The 21,964-nt window shown below is 70.2% G+C and carries 19 protein-coding genes and 2 pseudogenes; 8 read left to right on the top strand and 13 right to left on the bottom strand.

Translation table 11 applies throughout. The features are described from left to right. Positions 1-178: 178 nt before the first annotated feature. The 3 genes and pseudogenes from folE to PPSIR1_RS37920 form a co-directional block, all read left to right on the top strand. Positions 179-601, top strand: a pseudogene (gene folE / locus PPSIR1_RS51400) (GTP cyclohydrolase I); the annotation flags it as partial. A 13-nt stretch (positions 602-614) separates the two neighbouring features. Then, positions 615-737 (top strand): hypothetical protein, encoded by a 123-nt coding sequence (locus PPSIR1_RS50945; protein ID WP_006976583.1) that lies wholly within the window; start codon positions 615-617, stop codon positions 735-737. A 39-nt stretch (positions 738-776) separates the two neighbouring features. Continuing rightward, positions 777-2,495 carry a DUF2330 domain-containing protein gene (locus PPSIR1_RS37920; protein ID WP_338047304.1) on the top strand — a complete coding sequence of 573 codons (1,719 nt, stop codon included), beginning with the start codon at positions 777-779 and terminating at the stop codon, positions 2,493-2,495. A 10-nt stretch (positions 2,496-2,505) separates the two neighbouring features. Here the strand turns inward: PPSIR1_RS37920 and PPSIR1_RS37925 are convergent, their stop codons facing one another. After that, positions 2,506-3,915, bottom strand: coding sequence for a hypothetical protein (locus PPSIR1_RS37925; RefSeq protein ID WP_006976585.1), 1,410 nt, complete (start codon positions 3,913-3,915; stop codon positions 2,506-2,508). A 261-nt stretch (positions 3,916-4,176) separates the two neighbouring features. Here PPSIR1_RS37925 and PPSIR1_RS37930 point away from each other — a divergent pair, with 261 nt between their 5' ends. Next, positions 4,177-4,977: an LON peptidase substrate-binding domain-containing protein gene (locus PPSIR1_RS37930; RefSeq protein WP_086002055.1), complete on the top strand. Its 801-nt coding sequence runs from the start codon at positions 4,177-4,179 to the stop codon at positions 4,975-4,977. Positions 4,978-4,986: 9 nt separating this feature from the next. On the opposite strand, the gene PPSIR1_RS37935 is transcribed toward PPSIR1_RS37930, so the two are convergent. From PPSIR1_RS37935 to PPSIR1_RS37950, 4 genes are all read right to left on the bottom strand, one after another. Further along, positions 4,987-6,417 (bottom strand): TIGR00366 family protein, encoded by a 1,431-nt coding sequence (locus PPSIR1_RS37935; RefSeq protein WP_006976587.1) that lies wholly within the window; start codon positions 6,415-6,417, stop codon positions 4,987-4,989. Positions 6,418-6,471: 54 nt separating this feature from the next. Then, positions 6,472-7,353, bottom strand: a complete 882-nt coding sequence (locus PPSIR1_RS37940) for a hypothetical protein (RefSeq protein WP_006976588.1) — start codon at positions 7,351-7,353, stop codon at positions 6,472-6,474. Between the two features lie 298 nt (positions 7,354-7,651). Continuing rightward, entirely contained in the window at positions 7,652-8,746 is a 1,095-nt protein-coding gene (locus PPSIR1_RS37945; RefSeq protein ID WP_006976589.1) for a terpene synthase family protein, read from the bottom strand. Continuing rightward, on the bottom strand, positions 8,743-9,192 hold the full coding sequence (locus tag PPSIR1_RS37950) for an acyl-CoA thioesterase (protein WP_045117558.1): 450 nt from the start codon (positions 9,190-9,192) through the stop codon (positions 8,743-8,745). Before PPSIR1_RS37950 ends, PPSIR1_RS37945 begins: the two co-directional genes overlap by 4 nt. Positions 9,193-9,216: 24 nt before the next feature. Here PPSIR1_RS37950 and PPSIR1_RS37955 point away from each other — a divergent pair, with 24 nt between their 5' ends. After that, positions 9,217-10,008, top strand: a complete 792-nt coding sequence (locus tag PPSIR1_RS37955) for an enoyl-CoA hydratase/isomerase family protein (RefSeq protein WP_006976591.1) — start codon at positions 9,217-9,219, stop codon at positions 10,006-10,008. Between the two features lie 376 nt (positions 10,009-10,384). Continuing rightward, positions 10,385-11,728, top strand: a complete 1,344-nt coding sequence (locus tag PPSIR1_RS37960; RefSeq protein WP_006976592.1) for a CPBP family intramembrane glutamic endopeptidase — start codon at positions 10,385-10,387, stop codon at positions 11,726-11,728. Positions 11,729-11,762: 34 nt separating this feature from the next. Here PPSIR1_RS37960 and PPSIR1_RS37965 read toward each other — a convergent pair whose 3' ends face one another. From PPSIR1_RS37965 to PPSIR1_RS48785, 8 genes and pseudogenes are all read right to left on the bottom strand, one after another. After that, a complete protein-coding gene (locus PPSIR1_RS37965) occupies positions 11,763-12,104 on the bottom strand; it encodes a 2Fe-2S iron-sulfur cluster-binding protein (RefSeq protein WP_006976593.1) in 342 nt (113 codons plus the stop codon). Between the two features lie 5 nt (positions 12,105-12,109). Next, positions 12,110-14,126, bottom strand: a pseudogene (hscA, locus tag PPSIR1_RS37970) (Fe-S protein assembly chaperone HscA). Between the two features lie 15 nt (positions 14,127-14,141). After that, on the bottom strand, positions 14,142-14,693 hold the full coding sequence (gene hscB, locus PPSIR1_RS37975) for a Fe-S protein assembly co-chaperone HscB (RefSeq protein WP_006976597.1): 552 nt from the start codon (positions 14,691-14,693) through the stop codon (positions 14,142-14,144). Continuing rightward, positions 14,665-15,111, bottom strand: coding sequence for a HesB/IscA family protein (locus tag PPSIR1_RS37980; RefSeq protein ID WP_006976598.1), 447 nt, complete (start codon positions 15,109-15,111; stop codon positions 14,665-14,667). Before PPSIR1_RS37980 ends, hscB begins: the two co-directional genes overlap by 29 nt. Positions 15,112-15,115: 4 nt before the next feature. Then, positions 15,116-15,496 carry a Fe-S cluster assembly scaffold IscU gene (iscU, locus tag PPSIR1_RS37985; RefSeq protein WP_006976599.1) on the bottom strand — a complete coding sequence of 127 codons (381 nt, stop codon included), beginning with the start codon at positions 15,494-15,496 and terminating at the stop codon, positions 15,116-15,118. A 64-nt stretch (positions 15,497-15,560) separates the two neighbouring features. Continuing rightward, complete coding sequence (locus tag PPSIR1_RS37990; RefSeq protein ID WP_006976600.1) at positions 15,561-16,781, bottom strand: IscS subfamily cysteine desulfurase; 1,221 nt, start codon at positions 16,779-16,781, stop codon at positions 15,561-15,563. A gap of 44 nt (positions 16,782-16,825) precedes the next feature. After that, positions 16,826-17,461 (bottom strand): MerR family transcriptional regulator, encoded by a 636-nt coding sequence (locus PPSIR1_RS37995; protein WP_006976601.1) that lies wholly within the window; start codon positions 17,459-17,461, stop codon positions 16,826-16,828. 316 nt (positions 17,462-17,777) lie between these two features. Then, the gene (locus PPSIR1_RS48785; protein ID WP_157596403.1) at positions 17,778-20,048 is read right to left on the bottom strand and encodes a hypothetical protein; all 2,271 of its coding nucleotides are present in this window, start codon (positions 20,046-20,048) and stop codon (positions 17,778-17,780) included. A 55-nt stretch (positions 20,049-20,103) separates the two neighbouring features. Between PPSIR1_RS48785 and PPSIR1_RS45035 the strand changes: the two genes are divergently transcribed. Further along, positions 20,104-21,198 (top strand): TetR/AcrR family transcriptional regulator, encoded by a 1,095-nt coding sequence (locus PPSIR1_RS45035; protein WP_269744748.1) that lies wholly within the window; start codon positions 20,104-20,106, stop codon positions 21,196-21,198. Positions 21,199-21,264: 66 nt separating this feature from the next. Then, positions 21,265-21,786, top strand: a complete 522-nt coding sequence (locus PPSIR1_RS38010) for a hypothetical protein (RefSeq protein WP_006976604.1) — start codon at positions 21,265-21,267, stop codon at positions 21,784-21,786. The last annotated feature ends 178 nt before the right edge of the window (positions 21,787-21,964 follow it).

A 21,964-nucleotide genomic window follows, 5' to 3' on the forward strand; every position in this document is an offset into this window, starting at 1 on the left:
TGCGAGGTATAGGCGGGCGCCGAGCGGAGATCAAGGGGCCAAGCGGAGAAGCTCGGGGGAAGCTCGAAGAGACCCTGCACACGCTTTCGGGTGGGGCGGCCTGGGGCTCGGAGGGGGCCAGGAAGGGCCTGAGATCGCGTCTGGCGCCGATCCGGGGCCAGAGATGTACACTGCCGCCATGAGCGAAGCCGAGGACCGCAAACCCGCCATCGCCGAGGCCGTGCGCCAGCTCCTGGGCGCGTGTGGCCTGGATCTGGGCCATGGCGACCTCCGCGGGACCCCCGAGCGGGTCGCGCGGATGTGGTCCGAGATGGTGATCTCGGGCTACGCGGACGATCCGGCGGTGATCCTCGGCAACCCCGTCCTCGGCGAGGGGGACACGGAGCTCGTGGTCGTGCGGGACATCCCTTGCCACGGGATGTGCCCGCACCACCTCATGCCCTGGGTGGGCGAGGCGACCGTGGCCTACCTGCCCACGGACAAGCTGGTCGGCTTCGGTCGGCTCAGCCAGCTCGTGCACTGCTTCACCCGCCGGCTGACCCTCCAAGAGCGGGTCTGCAACGACATCGCCGACTCGCTCATGGAGCACCTCGGCGCCCGGGGGGGCGGCGTGCGTGATCACGGGTCAGCACGCCTGCCTCAATGTTCCCGACGACAAGCACGGCACCCGGGTCGTGACCGCTTCCTATCGCGGCGAGCTCAAGACCCGGCCAGACCTCCAGGCGCGGCTGCGCTGACTCAGATTCTTCGTCGTCCGCGAACTTTCGCGGCTGCGCGTGTTCTGCACTCGCATGCCCGCCTTCGTCGAGTCGTCCCCGCGCTCGCGTCGCCGCGTCCCCGCTGCGCTCGCCCTCGCCCTGCTCGCCCTCATCGCCTTGCTGCCGGCGCCCGTCCAGGCCTTTTGCGGCTTCTACGTCGCCGACGCGGACACGGAGATGTTCAACGACGCGACCGTGGTCGTGCTGATGCGCCAGGGCCAGCGGACGGTGCTGTCGATGCAAAACAGCTACGCGGGGCCGCCCGAGGACTTCGCCATGGTCGTGCCGGTGCCCGTGGTCCTCCAGGAGCATCAGGTCGTGACCCTGCCCCAGGGCGTGTTCGAGCGCATCGATCGTCTGAGCGCGCCGCGGCTGGTCGAGTACTGGGAGCGCGATCCTTGCGAGTCGCCGATGGACTTCGGCTACGGCGTGGGCGCGGGGGCCATCGGGCTCGGGGGGTCCGGAGCGGGCTTTGGGCTCGCCGCGGAGTCGGTCAGCCCGCCGAGGCCGGTGGTCAAGGTCGAGTCGGAGTTCGTGGTCGGCGAGTACGACATCGTCGTGCTCTCGGCCGAGGACTCCGTCGGCCTCGAGACCTGGCTGCACCAGGAGGGCTACCAGATCCCGAAGGGCGCGGAGAAGCAGCTGCGCCCCTATGTCCAGCAGGGCTACAAGTTCTTCGTCGCCAAGGTCGACGTCAGCAAGGTCAAGTTCGTCGACGGCCGCGTCGCGCTCTCGCCCCTGCGCATGCACTACGACTCGGACAGCTTCAGCTTGCCGATCCGCCTGGGCCTCATCAACGCGTCCAAGCAGGGCCCCCAGGACTTGATCGTGCACATCCTGGCCGACGATCGCTACGAGGTCGCCAACTATCCCAACGTCGCGATCCCGACCAACATCGAGGTCAAAAAGGGCGCGCGCAAGCACTTCGGGAGCTTCTACGCCAGCCTCCTCGACGAGACCCTCGACGATCACCCCGGGGCGGTCGTGACCGAGTACGCCTGGTCCTCGCGCAAGTGCGACCCCTGCCCGGTGAGGCCCCTGGGAACCAAAGAGCTCCGACAGCTGGGCGCCGACGTCATGCCCGGGGGATTGACCCGGCCCACGCTGACGCGCCTGCACGCCCGCTACCGTCGGGGCTCCGTGGGCAACGACCTGGTGTTTCAGGTCGCCAAGCCCATCGCGGGCGGGCGCGAGCGCCTGGTCGGGGACGACGGCAAGCTCGAGCGGGGGACGGTCTCCGACGGCACCAACAACTTTCAGGCTCGCTACATCATTCGCCACTACTGGCCCGGGCCCATCGAGTGCAAGGCGCCGCAGCGCTTCGATTGGGGCGGGCCGTGGCCGAGCCTGGACGACAGCGCGGGGCTCGAGGTGGCTCGGGACACGGCCTTCACCCGTCGCCGCCTCGACCTCGACGACTACGTGCGCGAGAAGGACGCGAAGCGTCTGTCCGTGAAGCTGCTCTCGAAGGGCGACCGATCCATCGCGCCGCCGCCCATCGAGCAGCCCCGCGCCCGGGCCAACGCCGAGCCGCCGGTCGAGATCGAGGAAGACTCCCCCGACGAGGCCACCGGGGGCGAGGCGGCCGAGGGCGAAGATTCCTCGGGCCTGGCCCTTCGAGCAGCCGGAGGAGGCCTGGGAGCCTTTGGCCTCGGCCTCGTCACCCTGTTTGGCGTGGGCACGCGTCGTCGGGCGCGTCACCGCACGCGCCCGACTCGGTCCTCACATCAGCCCTGACCGCCGGAGCCTAGAACGGCTCGCAGGTGACGTTGACGGCCTTGAAGTGGTCGAAGGTCAGCTGGCAGGGCAGCCCGGTGACGGCGTCGGGGACCTCCTGGAAGGTGTTCGCGCTCTGGACGCTGCCGTTCGCCGGCCACGGCCCGGGGTTGAACTTGGGCCACTGGCCGAGGTTGGCGATGTTGTGGTGGAAAGTGATGCCTGCGCGGGAGTAGTTGCGCAGGGTCAAGTTGTTGACCCAGCCGTCGACGGTGCCTTGATCGAAGTGCACGCCGATGAAGTGGGCCTGGACCAGGCCGTTTTGCACGACGTTGTGCATGCCCCTGGGCAGCTCGATGAGGCCTTCGTCGTTGTCGAGGTTGTCCCACTCGGAGTTGACCCCGATGCGGGTGTCCGGGCCGACGCAGAAGTTCTCGAGGGTCACGTAGACCGACTGGAGGTCGAAGTAGACCCCGACCGAGCCCGTGGTCGCGCCGACGCCGACCTCGTCGACGTCGATGTAGCGCAGGTACGACTGGTCGGCGTCCTCGAGCACGACCATGCCCGCCCAGCGGACGTCGCGGACGCGCACGTGCTCGACGAGGCTCTGCTCGCCGAGCCAGATGCCCACGCCCCAGCGATCCCAGACCGCGTCGCGGACGTCCGAGATGTCGAGGTGCTCGAGGATCGGCCCGGGCGAGGGGGTCGCGTCGTCGGTGGGCCCGTTGATCTGCACGCCGTGGCGGCGGACGTCGCGGACCTCGAGGCGGCGCAGCTCGAGGCCCTGGGGCGCGGCCATCTTGAGGCCCTCGTGGGCGACCCCGTTGCCATCGATGACGCAGTCTTCGATGACCAGGTTGGTCGCGTCGCCCCAGCTGACGACCACGCCGAGGGCCTGGATCGGGTTCAGGTCGGGGTCCTTGGAGGTGTAGGGGACCATGGCGTTGGGGTCGCTGACGTCGAACACGATGCCGTGGAGCTCGCCGCCGTCGAAGCTCGTGCCGTTGCCGCCCGCGTCGACGCCGAACTCGAACACCGGACCGCCGACGTTCTTGGCCCACAGCTTCTTGCCGCGCAGCCGGAGGTAGTTGGTGTCGAGGTCGGCGGCCGGGTAGACGCCGTCGTCGAGGACGATGTCCGTGATCATGGGGTCGAGGAGCTGGAGCTCGAGGTCATCGACGTTGTCCACGGGGGTGAGCGGCTGAAGGGCGGCGGGCAGCGGCTCGCTGGGGCCTTGGGGGAGCCCGATGCCGAGCAAGCTGGCCTCTCGGGCGCCGCTGCAGGGCAGGCTGGGGTTGCTGCGGAAGCTGGCCTCGGACGGATCGTCAAAGCCCAAGGCGTCGTCGGAGTCGAGGGCCTCGGCCTCGTCGCAGGCGGACAGCCCCACGAGGGCGAGGGAGAGGAGGAGGGGAAGGGAGAGGGGGTGCTCGAGTTTGGGCATCGGATCGCTCGCTCGGTGGCGGAGTGCGAGCGCGAGCGGATCTGATCCCCAGGTCTCCCGAGAGTGCGCGGAGATGCGCAGCCCTCGAGTGCCGGGCCGGGGCGTCCTCGATCTGGTGCGCGCGACACCACCGGAGGGCGGCCGCCCGGGGTGCGCGCCCGTGGGCTCTGCGCGCACCCGGCACGCCGAAGGGGGCGTTTCGCGGCGGCTGTGGCACCGTCGCGCTCGCAATGGCTTCGAGTTGGGACTAGGCTCGGGAGGATGCTCGATGTCGATCGCCAGCCAACATCCGCGGTGCTCGCGGCGCTGCCGATCTTCCCGCTCCCGAACGTCGTCTTTCTGCCGGGGATGGTGTTGCCCCTCAACGTGTTCGAGCCGCGCTACCTCGAGCTCGTCGACCACGTGCTCGACGGCGGCATGCACATCGGCGTGCCCCTGCTGCGGCTCTCGGCCGAGGGCAGCGACGAGATCGAGGACGATGACCAGCTCCCCGTCCATGACCCCGACGCCGCGCTGATGACCGGGGTCTCGCCGCTGCGCCCGCGGCCGGCCATCGAGTCCGTGTTTGGGGTCGGCCAGCTCATCGCCCACGAGCGCCTGCCCGACGGTCGCCGCTTCATCCGGCTCGAGGGCCTGGGCCGCGTGCGCGCCGTCGCCGAGCTGCCGCCCGAGGGCATGGCCTTTCGGCGCCTGTCCGTCGAGCCCCTCCCCGAGACCGAGCCCGGAGATTTGCACGCCCTCGAAGTGCTCAAGGCGCAGGTCGAGCGCATGGCCGAGACCTTCGACGCCGACGACCGCGAGACCGTGCTCAGCGTGCTCGAGCTCGAGGACCCGCGGCTGATCGTCTACGCGATCGCCTCGCTGATCCCCAACGTCGAGCTGATGCGCGCCGTCCGACGCGGCCGACCGCTGGGCGGGACCATGCCCCACCTGCGCCTGCTGCAGCGCTGCCTGGTCCGGGACACGGCGGACGAGCGCGTGGACCTGCTCAACGCCCGGGCGGCGGCGTTGATCGACGTGCTGGGCGAGAGCGGGTCCTTCCCGATCACGACGCTGAATTGAGCGGGGTGCTCAGGTCAGCACGGCCAGGCCCAGCAACATCCACAGCCCGCCGAGGATCATCCACAGCGCGGTGTAGCCGACGATGTCGCGGGCCCGCACGCCGGTCACGGCGAGCAGCGGCAGGGCCCAAAAGGGCTGCAACATGTTGGTCCACTGGTCGCCGTAGGCCATGGCCATGAGCACGTTGGACGCGTCCACGCCGGTGTCGAGGGCGGCCTGCATGATGATCGGCCCTTGCACGGCCCACTGCCCGCCGCCCGAGGGCACGAGCAGGTTGAGGGCGCCGGCGGTCACGAAGGTCAGCGGCGCGAGCAGCTTGGGCCCGGCGGCGCTGACCAGCTCGGTGACCTTGGCCGAGAGCCCCGAGGCGGCCATCACCGCCATGATCCCCGCGTAGAGGGGGAACTGCAGCACGATGCCCGTGCAGCCCTGGATGCCCCGGGCGCAGGCCGCCAGGAAGCGGTGAGGGCGGCCGTGGAGCAGCAGGGCCAGGACCCACAGGGTCATGTTGATGGTGTTGAGGTCGAGGCGGCTGACGCCCTCGCGGGCCAGGTGCATGACCAGCGCGGCGAGCATGGGGAAGCCCAGGGCCCAGACCACGTAGGGGGAGCGCTCGATGGCCTCGACGGCGTCGGCGGGGGCGGGCTCGAAGGGGCTCTCGGCCTCGCTCGCGGCGGCCTCGACCTCGGGGGGAATCTCGACGGGGTCGGGGTCCTTGCCGGCCGCGGGGGTCATGGCCGCGAACACCAGCGGCCCGAGCACGAGCAGGCCGAGGCTGACGAAGAGGTTGAGCGGGCCGAACAGGGTCTCGTCCAGGCCGAGGGTGCCGACGGAGGCGGCGAGCTCGGGGCCGAGGACCTCGATCATGTCCTTGTCGGTGGTCGCCTTGAGCGGGGCCGTCCCGCTCATGCCCCCGTGCCAGCACATCAGCCCGGAGTAGGCGGCCGCGCACAGCAGCGGGTAGTGCAGCTTCCACTCGCGCAGCTTGGCCTGGCGGCCGCCCTCGCGAGCGAGGATGGCCCCGCCGATCAGGCTCAGGGACCAGCTGAACAGGGCCAGGGTGATGGACGCCAGGGCGGTGATCGCCACCAGGCTGCGCGGGCCCTTGGCGAAGCGGGTCAGGGCGGTGATGCCCCGGCGGACGATCGGGGCCTCGGCCAGGGCCGTGCCGAGCACGAGCATGATCACCGCCTGCATGCCGAAGGCGAGCAGCTTCCACAGGCCCGTGCTCGCCCACGCCTCGAGGGCCGCGCTGAGCCGGAGCATGGGCCCGGGCTCGGCCCCCTCGGCGCCTGCGAGCGTCGCCCCGGGCCAGTCCCCGGCGAACAAGCCCGCGAGCAGGACGACGACGGACAGGCCCACGGCGAGCACGAAGGGGTCGGGCGTGACGCGACCAAAGCCGCGCCGAAACAAGACGCCGAGGCGTGCGAGGGGACCCATGGGGCGAGCCTAACAGCTGCGCGCTCTGGCGCCCTCCCTGCCCACGTCCACAACTCAATGCGGGAGGTTGAAGCCTTTGGCCTCGTCCTCGGAGATATCGAGGGACTTGGGCTGCTTCATCAACTGGGGGTTGCGCTCGAGGCTCTCGAGCTCGTAGAGGGTGCTGCGCAGCTTGCTGGTGTCGGTCCCGTAGCCTGCGCCCCCCGGGCCACGACCCGGGCGGTACTCGACGCGGATGCCTTTGCCCACGCCGGGGAGCTCGACCTTGACGGTGCGCCCTGCGTAGCCGGCGGCCATCTCCTCGGACGTGAACCGCGTCGACTCCTCGACGATCTCGGCCCCGGCCTCGAGCTTGCGGACCCGAATCGTCAGGGGCCCGTCGGGGGTCGTCCGAGGATCCGCGCCGAAGTCGAGGTAGACCTCGTGGCCGTGGCGGATGAGGTAGAGGTCGTGGTCGTCGAGCTCGAGGATGCCGGCGGTGTCGAGGAGGCGCAGGTCCTCGCCCTTGGGGGGCTGATTGGTCCGCAGGCCGATGGCCCAGACCTGCTGATCGCAGACCAGCACCTGGCCGCAGACTTGGCAGCGCTCGGACCAGCGCTCGATGCCGGTCTCGTTTCCGGTCTCTTCGAAGCGCTCCTCGTTTTTGACGAACACGGCGTCGCCTTCGAGCGCGAAGCTCAGGTCCGTGCTGCGCCGCCACTTCATGGGCGGGCCGTGGGGCGAGCCGAGCCCTCCGTCTCGGCGGGCCCAGGCGTGCTCGACGAGCTCCGTGCGTACGGTGGTGTCGGCCATGCGCGCGCGCGGGTAGAGCTGGGCCGCGGTGGCGCAGTGCTCGATGGCCTCGGCGCTCAGGCCCGGGGGTGGCGAGGCCTTGGTGCAAGCGCCGATCGCCGCGCTCAGAGATACGGCCAGACACAGGGCTTCACGAACACGCACGTCTAGCAGGATATCGGAGAAGTCATCGCGGCTCCTCGCGCCGTGGATTTTCGTCGAGATCGCGGAGCCAAAACGCTGCTGTGGTGGATCCCACCGCAAGTTTTGGCGACTAAGAGCTCGGCGAAAAGACCAAGCGAGGTGTCGTGAGGACTTCTCCGATGTCCTACCGAGAAAGGCAGCCGCCCACGGGTTCAACGCCAGCTGAGTCCGTGGACGATGCTTTCGTGGATCATGGGTCCCGGCGCGGCCGGGGTGGGCGACTGCTAGAGCCTAGCAGCTCGCTCGAGAGGTGCTCGAGTCAGGCCAGCTCGAGCCGCGGCGAGAGCATGCGGTTGTCGACGACCAGGGCGAAGGCGGCGAAGCGCGGGGACTGGGCGGTCCACCGGGCTAGGCCGACGCAGCACTGGCGGACGCCCCGGACCCAGCCCTCGAGGCCCAGCTCGTCGGCGTCGGCCCAGCTCTCCATCTCCTCGGCGAGGCGGTCGAACTCGGCGATGGTCGCCTCGTGGAGGGCGGCGAGCTCGAGCATGGCCGCGTCGGGGCCGAGCCCGCGGGCGGTCATCAGCGCCGCCACGAGGTTGGTGCGGTCGTCGGTCGCGTCGCGGGCGAGGGCGAACACGGCGTGGTCGATGGCCACGAGCCGCCCGCTCAGGTACTGCATGCGCCGGCAGGTCGGGTGGTCGTAGAGGAAGTCGGGGATCTCGAGGCCCTGGGCGTGCTCGGCCAGGCAGTTGAGCACGTAGGCCCCGCTCGTCGAGATGCGCAGCTCGAGCTGGCGCCCGAAGCTGGGGAAGCGCTCGACGTCGCGGTGCGCCCCGTCGAACTCGACCTCGTAGGCGACCGCCGAGGTCCACTGCTCGAGCTCGTCGCACAGCCGCGCGAGCCAGGCGGAGCTGCGCGCCCGGGTCAGCTCGCCGAGCAGCGAGGCCATGCCCTGCTCGAGGCGGCCCAGATCGCCGGAGCGCTCGAGCAGCAGGTCGTGGACGGGGCGGCGGCTCTGGGTGAACAGCTCGGGGGGGAAGGGCCAGCGGACCTCGCCGGGGTTCGAGGCCTCGACGGTCAGGTCGGCCCACAGCCGCCACACGGTCAGGAACTTTGCCAAGCCCAGGCACGGCTGCCCGGCGACTTGGGGGAAGGGCATGCCGACGAGGCCAGCGACGTCGAGGGCCGCGGCGCGGTCGAGCTCGCGCTTGGAGCAGCCGAGCTCGCCGAGCCAGTCCAGCGCCCCCTCGGCGGCCGCGCGCGGCTCGGCCCCGATGCTGTGGGCGTCGAGGGCCTCGCCCGGAAACAGCCAGCGCTCGGGGAAGCACAATCTCGGGCTCACGGGGTGCTCGGCGAGGGTGCGCGCGAGCTCGCGGTTGACCACGGTCACCTGGGCCGCTGCCTGGCTCATGACGGCGAGACTCCGAAGGCTTCGATGCGCGCGCGCAGCTCCTCGGGCATGGCCACGGCGCGGCCGTGCTCGGGGGAGCGCTCGTCGAGGTTCATGACCACGCACACGCTCTTGCCCGTGGCGCGCAGGTCCGCGTCGTCGCTCAGGCCGTGGATGGCGTAGCCGAAGGTGATCGAGCTGCGCCCGAGGGCGAGCACGCGCTGGCGGACCTCGACGGTCTCGCCAAAGCGACACGGCCGGGCGAAGTCCGCCTCGGTGTGCACGGCCGGGAAGCCCAGCTTGCGCTCGCGCACGAACTCGGCGTAGGGGAAGCCGAGGTGGGCGGGGAACCAGGTCTCCATGGTCTGGTGGAAGAAGTCGAAGAAGCGAGGAAAGTAGACGATCCCGGCGGGATCGCAGTCTCCAAAACGGATCTCGACGGGGAGCACGTGCACGCCTGCGGCCACGGCTTGCGAGTGTATGCTCCGCCCATGTCCCTCGTCGAGTACGCAACCACCGACGGCGTCGCCACCTTGACCCTCAACAACGCCCCCGCGAATTGCTACTCGCGAGACATGATGACGGAGCTCGACGCGGCCATCCTGAAGGCCCGCTTCGACCCCGACGTTCACGTCATCGTGGTGCGCGGCGCGGGCGAGAAGTTCTTCTGCGCCGGGGCCGACATCGCCATGCTTCAGGGCGCGGATCCCTACTTCAAGTACAATTTCTGCCTCCACGCCAACGAGACCCTGCTGCGCCTCGAGCACACGCCCAAGCTGGTGATCGCGGCCATCGACGGGCACTGCGTGGGCGGCGGGCTCGAGGTCGCGATGGCCTGTGACATCCGCATCGCCCGGCAGGGGCGGGGCAAGTGCGGCCTCCCCGAGGTCAAGCTCGGGGTGCTCCCGGGCACCGGCGGGACCCAGCGCCTGGTCCGGGTCGTGGGCAAGAGCAAGGCCATCGAGCTCATGGCCGTGGGCGAGGTCTTCCCCTTCGAGCGGGCCGCCGAGCTGGGCCTGGTCGACCACCTGTGGGAGGCCGAGTCCCACGCAGACTTCCACGCCAAGGTGCTCGAGTGGGCGGGGCAGTTCGTGCCACCCAAGGCCGCGTCGCGGGCCGTGGGCCTGATCAAGCGCGCGTGCCAGACCGGGGCCGAGATCGCCATCGCCGACGGCCTGGCCCTCGAGCGCGAGCTGCAGCAGCGCCTGTTCGAGGGCGAGGACGCCCGCGAGGGCCTGGCGGCCTACAACGAAAAGCGCGAGCCCGAGTTCACCGGGCGCTGAGCGCTGCTTTGCCCCCACAGGCGTTTGGGGACCGGGGGCGCTTCGTCGCTGTCCGCTCCTCCGCTTTGGCTTGGTGGGCAATGGGGTTCGTGCCTTTGAGAAGGCTGGTGGTCGCCCCCGCAAGCGGGGGCGTGGATTCCTTGACAGGCTCTGATGAGAAACTGACCGATTGGTAGACAGCCTGGGCGCCGTTTCATCCTTGGTAGGCCGAAGCCTCGCTTCGGTGACGGCTGATCGACGTGGGACAGGGAGGGCGTGGCGTCGCCCACGACCCTCTGAGCGTTGCCTGGCTCGGGGGAGTGGTTACACCCTCCGTGTAAGCGGAGCTGGGCCCGTTTGCGGCCGCGGGGGGCGGATTCATCTACAGTGATGGACCATGGCGCAGCCCGAGACTCAGCCCCCCGCTTGGCCCTTCTCTGGTCGGACGGGGCTGCTGGTCCTGGTCAGCTTCGTCGCGGGTCTGGCCTTCGTGCTCCAGCTGGCTCTGGTGGTCTTCGCGTCGACCTCGGACGAATCCCCGACGGAGTCCCTCGATGATCCGATCCGCGCCCTGGCGATGGTCTCGGAGATCGAGCGGCGCAGCGAGGTCGCGGCCGCCGAGCTCCCGCCCGTCGCGGCGGAGCTGGTCTACGGCGTCGACGAGGACGCGCGGGCCGAGATCGCGGCGGACTGGGACGAGCTGGTCGCCACCTTCGAGGGCGAGGCGAACTCCGAGGGAGCTGCACGGGCGCGGCTGGCCAAGGACGTGGCAATGGCGCGATGGGGCGACGAGCAGGCCCGGGCGCGGGTGCTCGCAGCGCCCGAACGAGAGCTCGAGGGGCTGCCCTCGGTGCTCGCGGGCTCGAGCGCCGAGGCTGCCCTGGCGACTCCGGCGGGCGGGAGCTTCGCGCCCGCGCTGCTGACCTGGGGCGCGCGCCTGGTCCTGGTCACCCTCGGCATCGTCATCGCGGCGGTGTGGTTTCGGCGCGGACGCCCCGAGCCGAGGGTGCGCTCGACCCGAGCCCTGCGCGGCTTTGGACTGGGCCGCGGCGTGCTGGTGTTCGTGTGGCTCGATGGCATGCTGGTCCTCGCCCTCGTGGCGGTGTTGGTCGTCGAGGTGGCCTCACCCGCGTGGTCGGACTACGCCTGGTCCGTCCCGACCTTGCTCTCGCTGGTACCCGTGGCCCTGGCGACCCGAGCCCTGCTCGCGCGCCCGGCCGGGGTCGAGCTGGGCGAGCTGTGGCGCCCCGAGCCTGGCAGCAGCCGTAGCAGCGGGTGGCGGACCATCTTGCTCGCGGCCGCGGTCTCGTTCGCCGTCGACTCGAGCTTCGAGAGCGCGGTCGGGGCTGCGGCCGAGGCCGCGGGCTACGACCCCGCCTGGCACGCCTACGTCGACGAGACCATGATGTGGGGGCAAAACGGCGTCCGCACCCTGAGCGTCCTCGACGCGGTCATCGGCGCCGCCGTGGTCGAGGAGCTGGTGTTCCGCGGCGTGCTCTTTGGCGCCCTGCGCGAGCGCATGGAGACCCTACCCGCGGCGCTGCTGTCCGGCCTGCTGTTCGGCCTCGTCCACGGCTACGAACCCGTGGGCCTGGCGGTGGTCAGCTTCTCGGGCTTCGTCTACGCCCTGACCTACGAGCGCACCGGCTCGCTGGCGCCCTGCGTGCTCGTCCACGCCGTGTCGAACCTGCTGGCGAGCGCGGGGATGCTGTCGGTGCCCGCGATCCTCGGCGGGCCCTGAGCACGGCGCTGGCGCGGGACCCCGAGGGAGGCGCTCAGCGGTGCTCGGGGTGCTCGTTGAACCACACCTCGACGGTCTCCTGGGTCAGGCCGACCGCGAGGTCCTCGTCGCCGAGCTTCACCTGGCAGCCCAGGCGCGAGCTCGGCTTGACGTCGAAGGCCATGTCGAGGCGGTCCTCCTCGGCGTCGCTGGGCTCGTCGAGGCTGTCCTCGCCCTCGAGGATGTAGCAGTGGCAGGACGAGCAGGCGCACACGCCCCCGCAGGCCGAGCCCATCTTGACGTCGTGCTCTTCGGCGATCTCGAGCAGGTTCTGGCCGGTCTTCGCCTCGACGGTACGCTCGCCGTCGGGGCCTCCACGGAAGATGACTTTGGGCATGGGTCTCAGTCCTGATTGGGCTCGTCCTCGTCGGACAGCAGTTCGGCCTCGTGGGCGCCGCGGCGCTCGGCCAGGGCCTCTTCTTCGGCCAGGGTCGACTCGATCTCGACCAGGGTCTTGCCGGACATCCCGGCCCGCAGCGCCCGCTCCATGCGGCGGCGGGCGAAGGGCTCGGAGACGGCCTCGAGGCGCTCGCGGGCGGCGTTGACCGAGTCGGCGTGGCCGCCGGTGGCCATGGCCGCCTCGGCCTCGCCGATGGCGGCCTCGATGGCGGCGCGCTCTTCGGCCTCGAGCATGCCCGGCAGCTCGCCGACCTCTTGCAAGGCGGTGCGCACGGCCAGGATGACCCGGCCGCCCTCGACCCGGGCCTCGGCGAGGTTGCGGGCCGCGAAGTCCTCGCGGGCGTTGTCGAGGCTGTCCATGACCAGCTGATCGACCTCCTCGTCGGACAGGCCGTGGGTCGGCTTGACCTCGATGGACTGCTTGACGCCGGTCATCAGCTCGCGGGCGGTGACCGTGAGCAGGGCGTCGGCGTCGAGCTCGAAGGTGACCTCGACCCGGGCCATGGAGGGGGGCAGCTGGGGGATGCCGCGGAGCTCGAAGCGGGCCAGGCTGCGGCAGTCCTCGGCCAGCTCGCGCTCGCCCTGGACCACGTGCATGGTCATGCCGGTCTGCTTCTCCGAGTAGTTGGTGAACACCTGGCGGGCGGCGATGGGGATGGTCGCGTTGCGCGGGATGATCTTCTCGATCAACCCGCCCATGGTCTCCAGGCCGAGGCTCAGGGGCACGACGTCGAGCAGGGTCACGCCCTCGCGCGCGCTGCCCGAGAGGATGTCAGCCTGGATCGCCGCGCCGTAGGCCACGACCTTGTCCGGGTCGATGTCGGCCAGCGGCGGCTTGCCGAAGGCCTTCTCGACCAGGCGGCGGACCAGGGGCACGCGGGTGGAGCCGCCCACGAGGACCACGCCGTCGAGCTCGGCCTTGGCCAGGCCGGCGTCCTTGAGGGTCGCGCGGCAGGCCTTGATGGTCCGCTTGACCAGGGCCTCGATGAGCGCCTCGAACTGGGCGCGGGTGACCTCGGTGGCCGCCAGATCGCACTGCTCGAGGGTCACGGTCGTGGTCTCGGCGTCGCTCAGGGCCTCCTTGGCCGCGCGCGAGGTCAGGGCGAGCTCCTGGAGCTGAGCCGGCGAGGGCTGCCGGGTCTCGTCGAAGCCGGCGAGGGCGGCCAGGTGCGCCCCGAGGGCGCGGTCGAAGTCGTCGCCGCCCAGGGCCGAGTCGCCGCCGGTCGCGAGGACCTGGAACACGCCGTCGCGCAGGCGCAGGATCGAGATGTCGAAGGTCCCGCCGCCGAGGTCGTAGACCGCGAACAGGCCCTGGCCGCCCTCGGCCTGGTCGAGGCCGTAGGCCAGGGCCGCGGCGGTCGGCTCGGCGAGCAGGCGGAAGACCTCGAGGCCGGCGATGCGGCCGGCGTCCTTGGTGGCCTGGCGCTGGCCGTCGTCGAAGTAGGCGGGCACGGTGATGACCGCGCCGGTGACCTTGCCCAGCTCGCCCTTGGCCCGCTCGGCGAGGACCTCGAGGATGCGCGCGGACACCTCGACGGGGCTGACGGTGCGCGCGGGGGCGCCCTCGTCGGCGACGTCGATCGACCACAGCGTCGCTGCCCGGCTCGTCGCTGGCCAGGCGGTAGGGGTGGGCGAAGTCGATGTCGGCGGGCCCGCGACCCATGAAGCGCTTGATGCTCGACAGCACCTGGCGCGGGTGGGCGATGGCCTGGGCCCGCGCCTCGCGGCCGACCCGGAGCTCGCCGGCGGCGTAGGACACCACCGAGGGCAGCAGGGCCTCGCCGGAGTCGTCGGCCAGGACCCGGGGCGGCTCGCCGTTGGGCGCGATGGCCACGAGGCTGTGGGTCGTGCCCAGGTCGATGCCGATGGCCTTGCCGGCCTTGCGCTTTTTGGTGGTCCCAGCCTCGGGCTCGGCGATCTGAAACAGGCCGCCGCCCTGGATGTCGATGCTGTCAGCCATGGAAGTCTCTCGTGCTCAGCCGATCGCGTCGTCGATCTCGGCGAGGAAGCGGTCGAGGTAGCGGCGACGGACCAGGGCCGCGGCCGCACTCGCGTGGTCCCCGGCGTCGAGGCCCGCGACCGCGCTGGCGAGGGCCGCCTCGAGCTCGTCCTCGACGCTGTCGCGCAGATCGTCGAGGTCGACCCCGCCCTCGTCGATGGCGTCGCGGCGCTCGATCATGTCGATCAGGAAGGCCTGCTCGGGCTTGGGCGCGCCGCCCTCGGGGTCGCTCGAGTCGAGGTCCGTGCCGCCGAGCTTGACGAGGTACTCGGCCCGCAGGACCCGATCCCGGACCACGCGGTAGGCCTCGTTGAGCGCCGAGCTGTGCTCGAGCGCGGCCCGCCGCGTGCCCGAGCCGGCGGTCGCAAAGCGGTCGGGGTGGACCACCTTGGAGCGCTCGAGGTAGGCCGCCTCGACGGCGTCTCGATCGACGGCGTAGCCGGGCCGCAGGCCCAGGCGCGCGAAGTGATCGAGGTCGGGGTCGAAGGGCGGCAGGGCCTCAGAAGGTGACGGATTCTCCGCAGCCACAGTCGTTCTTGACGTTCGGGTTGTCGAAGTTGAAGCCGTGCCCGCGGATCCCGGTCTCGAAGTCGATGGTCGTGCCCTCGATGTAGACCATGCTCTTGGGATCGACGTACACGCGCACGCCGAAGTCGGCCTCGACGACGTGGTCGTTCTTGCGCGGCGGCTTGTCAGAGAACTCGAACACGTAGCTGTAGCCGGTGCAGCCGCCGCCTCGGATGCCGAAGCGGATCGCCGCCTTGGGTGTGCCACGCTTGAGCAGCTGCCCCTGCATCACCTTGGCCGCGCGCGCGGTCACGACGAGCTTCTCGGCCGGCTTGGCCTCGGGCTCGACGGGGACGACGGGCTTGGACTGGGGCGTGGTCTCGGGTGCAGCGGTCATGGGGGGCTGGGGCGAGGGGGCGGGCAGCTGCTCGGCGTGCATGGGCTCAGCCCTTCTTCTTGTCGCGGTAGTCGGCGATGGCCGCCTTGATGGCGTCCTCGGCGAGCACCGAGCAGTGGATCTTGACCGGCGGGAGCGAGAGCTCCTCGGCGATCTGGCTGTTCTTGATCTGCTCGGCCTCGTCGATCTTCATGCCCTTGACCCACTCGGTCACCAGGCTCGAGCTGGCGATGGCGCTGCCGCACCCGTAAGTCTTGAACTTGGCCTCGGTGATTACGTCGTCCTCGACCTTGATCTGCAGCTTCATCACGTCGCCGCACGCCGGCGCGCCGACGATGCCGGTGCCGACGGCTTCGTCGGACTTGTCGAGGGAGCCGACGTTGCGGGGGTTCTCGTAGTGATCGATGACCTTGTCGCTGTACGCCATGGTGAATGTCTCCTGAGCTTTCTTGGCCTGAACTCGTCTGGGGTGGAAGGACTCGTCGGGGAACTCAGTGGGCGGTCCACTCGATCGACGCGAGGTCGATACCCTCTTGGACCATCTCCCACAAGGGAGACATCTCGCGCAAGCGCTCGACGTTCTCCTTGATGCGGTCGACCACGTAGTCCACCTCTTCCTGGGTGGTCATGCGGCCGATGGTGATGCGCAAGCTGGAGTGCGCAAGCTCGTCGTTGAGGCCCATGGCGCGGAGCACGTAGCTGGGCTCGAGGCTGGCCGAGGTGCAGGCCGAGCCCGAGGACACGGCCACGTCCTTGAGGCCCATGAGCAGGGACTCACCCTCGACGTAGGAGAAGCTCACGTTCAGCGTGCCGGGCAGGCGCTGGTCGACCGAGCCGTTGACGATGGACTCGGGGATCTCCTCGGTCAGGCGCGTGCGCAGGTGCTCGCGCAGACCCAGGATTCGGGTCGACTCGTCGGCGAGGTCGCGCTGGGCGAGCTCCGCGGCTGCGCCAAAGCCGACGATGAGCGGAACCGCGAGGGTGCCCGAGCGGTTGCCCCGCTCGTGGCCGCCGCCGTGGATCTGCGGGGCGAGGCGCACGCGGGGGCGACGGCGACGCACGTAGAGGGCGCCGATGCCCTTGGGCCCGTAGATCTTGTGGGCCGAGATGCTCAGCAGGTCGATCTTCATGGCCTCGACGTCGATGGGCACCTTGCCGAAGGCCTGGACGGCGTCGGTGTGGAACAGGACCTTGCGGGCCCGGCACAGCGCGCCGATCTTGGCGACGTCCTGGATCACGCCGGTCTCGTTGTTGGCGAACATCAGCGAGACGAGGATGGTCTCGGGGCGGAACGCGGCCTCGAGCTCGGCCAGGTCGACGCGGCCGTCGGCCTGGATCGGCAGCCAGGTCACCTCGCAGCCGTTGCGCTCGAGGTACTTGCAGGTGTCGATGACGGCCTTGTGCTCGGTCACCGCCGTGATGATGTGGTTGCCCTTCTCGCGCAGGTACTCGGCGACGCCCTTGATGGCGAGGTTGTTGGCCTCGGTCGCGCCGGAGGTCAGCACGATCTCCTTGGCGCTCGCGCCGATCACCGAAGCGATCTGATTGCGGGCCTTGTCGACGGCCTCCTCGGCCTCCCAGCCGAACTTGTGGGTGCGGCTGGCGGCGTTGCCAAAGTGCTGGCTGAAGAAGGGCAACATCGCCGCGAGCACGCGCTCGTCGACGGGGCAGGTCGCCGCGTAGTCCATGTAGATGGGGGTCTGGACGCTCATGACTCTCGTGGAGGGGTCGAGGGTGAAGAGGGGAACTCGGGGGCTCAGGCGTTGGGCTCGGGGGTGGCCTGGGCCTGGCCTTCGCCGCGCTTGATGTGGATGCCGGATACCAGCTGAGGTTCGGCCATGCCGCCGTGGCGGTCCTCGCCACACTCGGCGCAGCAGTCCGGGGAGGCCTCGGCGCAGCTGCGGCAGGCCTCGAGGTAGCTGAGGCTCTCGGAGATGTCGCGCTCGAGCTGGAGGAGCTTTTGGATCTGCTCGCGGGTGTCGTTGAGCTTGTTTTGGAACAGCTCGCGCACGCCCTGCATCGCCTCGGGGGCGGAGTTGGAGGCCGCGACGGCGTCGAGCAGGCCGCGGATCTGGCTGAGCTTGAAGCCCATGTCCTGGAGCTTGTTGATCCAGTAGACGCGGTCGACCTCGCCGGGGCCGTAGAGGCGGAAGCCGCCCTCGGAGCGGTCGGGGAAGAGCAGGCCCATCTCCTCGTACAGATGCAGGGCGCGGACCGTCTTGCCCGTCTTGCGCGCGAGGGCGCCGATCTTCATCTGCTTCTTGCCCCGACCCAGCGGGCGCTTGGCGCCCTTGCTCTTGGACTTCGCCTTGGCCTTGGGCGGGCTGGTGGGGACCGTCGAGATCGTCGAAACACTCGGAACTGGAATTTGCGTCTTGGTGTTGCCGTCCATCAGAACCTCACCCTCACGTTCGGGTTGGAGTTTGCCCGTGCACCATGGCTGGGGCTCTGGGGGCTGTCAACCCGGCCTTTGGGGAGCAAGAGGCCGCGAAGAGGGCGCATTGGCGAATTTGGCCAGTTGGAGGGCTCTCGAAGTGCTTCGGGAAAATCACCCCCTCACGTGAGAGTGAGGGTCCGGCCCGACTTGGCTGGCGCGATTTGCGCTTTCGGTGCGTGGCGCATTCGTCGGGCGAGTAGCACGCCAACAAAAAAGGAGGGACCCCCTCGTTTGGGGCCCCTCCCGATCCGCGCGTCGCAGCGCTGCGCGACTACTTCTTCTCGCGCTCGGGCTTCTTGGGGATGATCGGCGGGGGCTTGGGCGCGCCGCCATCGTCACCGCCGCCGTCGCCCTTGGGCTCGGGCGCGGGGTTGGGGCTGGGCTCGGGCGCGGGCTTGGTGTCCTCGGGCTTGGTGTCGTCGGCCGGCTTGGTGTCGTCGGTCGGCTGCTCGTCGGGCCGGGTGTCGTCGGTGGGCCGGTTGTCGTCCGCCGGGGCGCTGTCCTTGTCCTCGGGCGCGGGCTTGGGGTCCGGCTTCTTGGGCGGCTTCTTGGACTTCTCCTTGGCCTTCTCGGCCGCGTCCTTTTCGATCTCCAGCTCCTCGATCATCGCGTCGTTGCGCTTGCCCTCGATGACGGGGATGGCCAGGGCCATGCCGGTCACCATCGCGCCGACGCCCGAGGCGACCAGCGAGGCCTTCGACTGGCCCGCGCGGGCCTTGTAGAGGGCGAGGCGGGGCGAGGTCGGGTACTTGTCGACGAGGGGGCCGAAGGCCGCGGCGGGCTCGGTGCCCTGGGTGACCGCGATGGCGGCCTCGAGGGCGTCTTTGCCCTCGGGGGTGGCGTGGTGGCCGATGGACTGCACGGCCATGTGCAGCTGGGCCTTGCCACCGTTGTGGGTGATCCACATCGTCGAGCTCGACAGCGGCGACATCAGGTCGATGATCGCCAGGGCGAGCTCGGGGCTGAGGTCGGGCACGTCCTTGAGCGCCGACTCCATCAGCTGGCGGGTCTCGGGGCCGTAGAGCGAGTCGAAGGGCAGGTGCATGACCATGCTGACCTGCTTGGCCTCGATGGCCGAGCTCAGCGAGGGCGGCAGGTAGGCCATGAGCCCGGCGCTGGGGCCCTCGTGGGAGGCGCTGGCGACGTGGCCGATGGCCTCCGGGCTCGCGCCCAGGGCGACGTGCAGGGCGTCGTTGCCCGCGAACACGTAGCCGTCGACGGTCAGCCCGGTGAGCTGGGCCATGACGTCGACCTCGGGCACGCCGGTGAGGCCGGCGTGGAGGGCCTTGACGGCCTGACCCTGGACCTGGACGTCGATCATGTTGACGGTCCACTCGCCGCCCTCGAGATCGAACTCGTCGTTGAGGTCCTTTTGAGCCGAGCCGAGGTCCTTGCCGAGCTCCGCGGCCACGCCGGCCCAGTCGTCGGTGTCGTCGAGGCCGAACTGCATGGCGAAGGTCGAGGGCTCGTAGTGGCCGGCGAGCAGGAACTCGCCGTTGAGCTTCTTGCCCATGGCCTTGACGGGCTCGGGGGTGCCGTCGTCGCCCGCCATCTCCTCCTCGACGCCCGCGGCGATCACGTCCTTGTTGACCTTGGCCCAGATGAAGCCGGCGCCGGGCTGGACCGCGCCCAGCAGCTTGGCCTCGCCGGGCATGAGCTGCTCGGAGACCTCGTCGAACTCGGGCTCGTCGCCGGGCGAGATGCTCACGACCATGAGCCCCGGCGGGGTCTCGACGGCCATGGACACGCCCTCGGCGGAGGCGATGATGTTGGACTTCTCGAAGTCGACGCCGGGCAGGCCCGCGGTCAGCTGGGCGCGCACGGCCGTGGCCCCCGCGGCGCCGCCGGGCTCGAAGGCGTCGAGGTCACCCTGGCCGTCGGCGCACACGACGTAGCCGGGGGCGTCGAGGCCCTTGCAGGCGACGTCCTTGCCCATGTCCTGGTCGAAGGTGCGGACGAGCTCGGCGAGGGCCTCGGGCTTGTCGCCGGAGTAGACGATGTAGCTGGTGCCGTCGACCTCCATCAGCAGCATGCCCTTGTCGAGGTGCACGCCGCTTTGCTCGACGGTGCCCTTGATGCCGGTGTACTGGGCCTTGAACATCGGGAAGGCCAGGCCCATGCCCGCGAAGTCCTCGAGCTGCTTGTTGGACTGGGCCGCCTCGGCGAGGGCCTTGATGGGACCCTCGACGAAGCGCGCGGCCTCGTCGGCGTAGTCGATGAACACGCTGGCGTCGCGCACGACCACGAGCACGCCGAGCTTGTCGGGCGAGTCGTACTTGGGCACGAAGGCGAGCAGGTCCTCGAGCTTGGTCTTGGGCGCGGCCTCGACGGGCGGGGGCGCGAGGGCGGCCTCGGGGAGCCCGGCCTCCTTGGCCTCGGCGAGCTCGGCCTTGGCCTCGGCGGGCGCGGCCTTGGCCTTGTTCTCGGCGCTCTCCGCTTCGGCGGCTTTCTTCTCTTCGGCCTTGTCTCCGCCCTCGGCGGCTTCGGGGGCGGTCTCTTCTTCCTTCTTGCCGCAGCCCGCTCCCATGGGAGCGATGGCCAAGGCGGCGACGAGAGCCAGGGACAGGGGGGGATTCCAGGCACGTCGGTCGGTGCGCATGGGGCGGAGCATACCCGGATTGATCCGCGCGCCGCGTTCTTTCCTGCGCGCGCGCATTTTCCCGCGCGGTTGCGCCGGGCCCCCTGGCCACTTTCGCCCCGTGAGAAATAGCCCAAGCAAATCAGAGGCTTACAGCGGGCTCAGGACAGCGTTTGACACGCGTGTGAAACCATCCGATCACTGTGAATTGAATTCACGAGGAAGCAGACCGCTGGAGACGCGAGAAAAGCGCAGGGAAGCCACCATCGAGCGAATCGTCGAAACGGCGCTTCGCCTCCTGGCCACCGAGGGCTTCGAAGGCCTCACCATTCAGAAGCTGGCAAAGGAGCTCAACTACGCCGTGGGTGCGCTCTATCGCTACTTCCGGTCCAAGGACGCGCTGCTCGTCGCGCTCTTGCACCGCGTGATGGATCGCATCGGTGAGGATCTCAAAACCACGCTGCGCCTCCTCGGGGAGGAGCGCAGGTCCAAGCGCGAGGCCGCAAGTGTTGCCGAGGACGCGCCGTTGACCCCAGACGAGGGGCTGATCCTGCTGCTCGGGGTCTGCCACGTCTACGTCGACTTCGCGCGCAAGCGGCCGGCGGAGTACGGCCTGATCAGCACGCTCATCGGTGACCCCCGGGAGTTCCTGGCCACGGACGCGGCCGCGCCCTTGGTGCCGGCGTTGATCCGCCTGCAGCTGACCTTGAGCCACGCCATCAACGACGCCGTCAAGGCGGGGGCGCTGTCCGAGGGCGACGCCCGCGAGCGCGGCGTGATCTTGTGGTCGGCGATGCAGGGCGTGCTGCAGCTGCGCAAGCTCGGGCGCTTTGGCGTGGCCGGGGTCGAGCTCGACCGCCTCGTGCCCATCGCCCTGCGCACCTTGCTCTTGGGTTGGGGGGCCGACCCCACCCAGCTCGATCGCCTGACCCCGCGCGCCGAGGCCATGGCCCAGACCCTCGCCGAGCGCCGCGATCGTCAGGACGCCGCCCGCGAGGAGCGGGCCCGAGGCGGGTCTCAGCCCGAGGCCGCCGCGTCGCCGACGAGCGCGACGACCAGCCCAAGTGGCCAGGCCGACGCGGGCGAAGCCGCCGCGCCCGTGTCGACTCCCTGAGTCCTTCTGCTTTGCTCTTGACTGCCCTTCTCGACGCCCCCGTGGCCCGACTGACCGAGGTTGAAGATGAACGCGAGCACGCCCTCTCCAAGCGATGAATTCGAGGTCCCCAGCGTCACGCTGCGCTACCGGCTGCAGGACGAGGACGACTGGCAAGAGCGCGAGGTCGGCTTCGAGGAGTTCTTCGGCGGCGGGGCGAGCCAGCCCAGCGATCTCTTCCACGACGTCGACTGGATCCCCCAGCACGCGGCCGTCAACTTGCTCGACGTCGAGACCGCGGACCTGGCCGTGACCGAGGTGACCTTCTCCGGCCGCGGCGGCGAGCGGCTCACGGTCAAGGAGACCTTTTGGAACCACGGCCACAGCCGGATCATCGAGGTCATGCAGCAGCTCGGCCCCGACGAGGAGCCCTACTGGGAGGTCATCGTCGACCTGCGCCGGGAGTCGGGGTCCGAGACTTACGAGTTGATTCGCCTCGGCCGTGAGCGGGGGGCGGTGGTGCCCTTGCACCACGCGATCAGCCACGCGCGGCCCGACGGGAGCCGGCGCGACGTGACGATCTATCCGTCGCGGCCCGATCGTCGCTAGCCGTCGCCTTACCCGGGGCGTCGCGCGGGTCAAACGGAGAGCAGTCGCTCGAGCTCGAGGCCGTCCTCTTCCGTGCCCTCGTCGTCACCGAAGAAGTCCCCTTCGCCGCCCTCGTCGATGTCCTCGAGGCGCTTGCCGAGCTTGCGCCCCGTGCTGGCATAGAGGGTCGTAGCGTCGA

It is taken from the genome of Plesiocystis pacifica SIR-1 (assembly GCF_000170895.1).
Classification (GTDB): domain Bacteria; phylum Myxococcota_A; class Polyangia; order Nannocystales; family Nannocystaceae; genus Plesiocystis; species Plesiocystis pacifica.

Bases quoted from the DNA above. Each gene is read 5' to 3' on its own strand.
- PPSIR1_RS37925 (WP_006976585.1), bottom strand. From the start codon at position 3,915: ATGCCCAAACTCGAGCACCCCCTCTCCCTTCCCCTCCTCCTCTCCCTC.
- PPSIR1_RS37955 (WP_006976591.1), top strand. From the start codon at position 9,217: ATGTCCCTCGTCGAGTACGCAACCACCGACGGCGTCGCCACCTTGACC.
- PPSIR1_RS37930 (WP_086002055.1), top strand. From the start codon at position 4,177: ATGCTCGATGTCGATCGCCAGCCAACATCCGCGGTGCTCGCGGCGCTG.
- iscU (WP_006976599.1), bottom strand. From the start codon at position 15,496: ATGGCGTACAGCGACAAGGTCATCGATCACTACGAGAACCCCCGCAAC.
- PPSIR1_RS37995 (WP_006976601.1), bottom strand. From the start codon at position 17,461: ATGGACGGCAACACCAAGACGCAAATTCCAGTTCCGAGTGTTTCGACG.
- PPSIR1_RS37935 (WP_006976587.1), bottom strand. From the start codon at position 6,417: ATGGGTCCCCTCGCACGCCTCGGCGTCTTGTTTCGGCGCGGCTTTGGT.
- PPSIR1_RS45035 (WP_269744748.1), top strand. From the start codon at position 20,104: ATGGGGCGGAGCATACCCGGATTGATCCGCGCGCCGCGTTCTTTCCTG.
- PPSIR1_RS37965 (WP_006976593.1), bottom strand. From the start codon at position 12,104: ATGCCCAAAGTCATCTTCCGTGGAGGCCCCGACGGCGAGCGTACCGTC.
- PPSIR1_RS38010 (WP_006976604.1), top strand. From the start codon at position 21,265: ATGAACGCGAGCACGCCCTCTCCAAGCGATGAATTCGAGGTCCCCAGC.
- PPSIR1_RS37945 (WP_006976589.1), bottom strand. From the start codon at position 8,746: ATGAGCCAGGCAGCGGCCCAGGTGACCGTGGTCAACCGCGAGCTCGCG.
- PPSIR1_RS37990 (WP_006976600.1), bottom strand. From the start codon at position 16,781: ATGAGCGTCCAGACCCCCATCTACATGGACTACGCGGCGACCTGCCCC.
- PPSIR1_RS37960 (WP_006976592.1), top strand. From the start codon at position 10,385: ATGGCGCAGCCCGAGACTCAGCCCCCCGCTTGGCCCTTCTCTGGTCGG.
- PPSIR1_RS37980 (WP_006976598.1), bottom strand. From the start codon at position 15,111: ATGCACGCCGAGCAGCTGCCCGCCCCCTCGCCCCAGCCCCCCATGACC.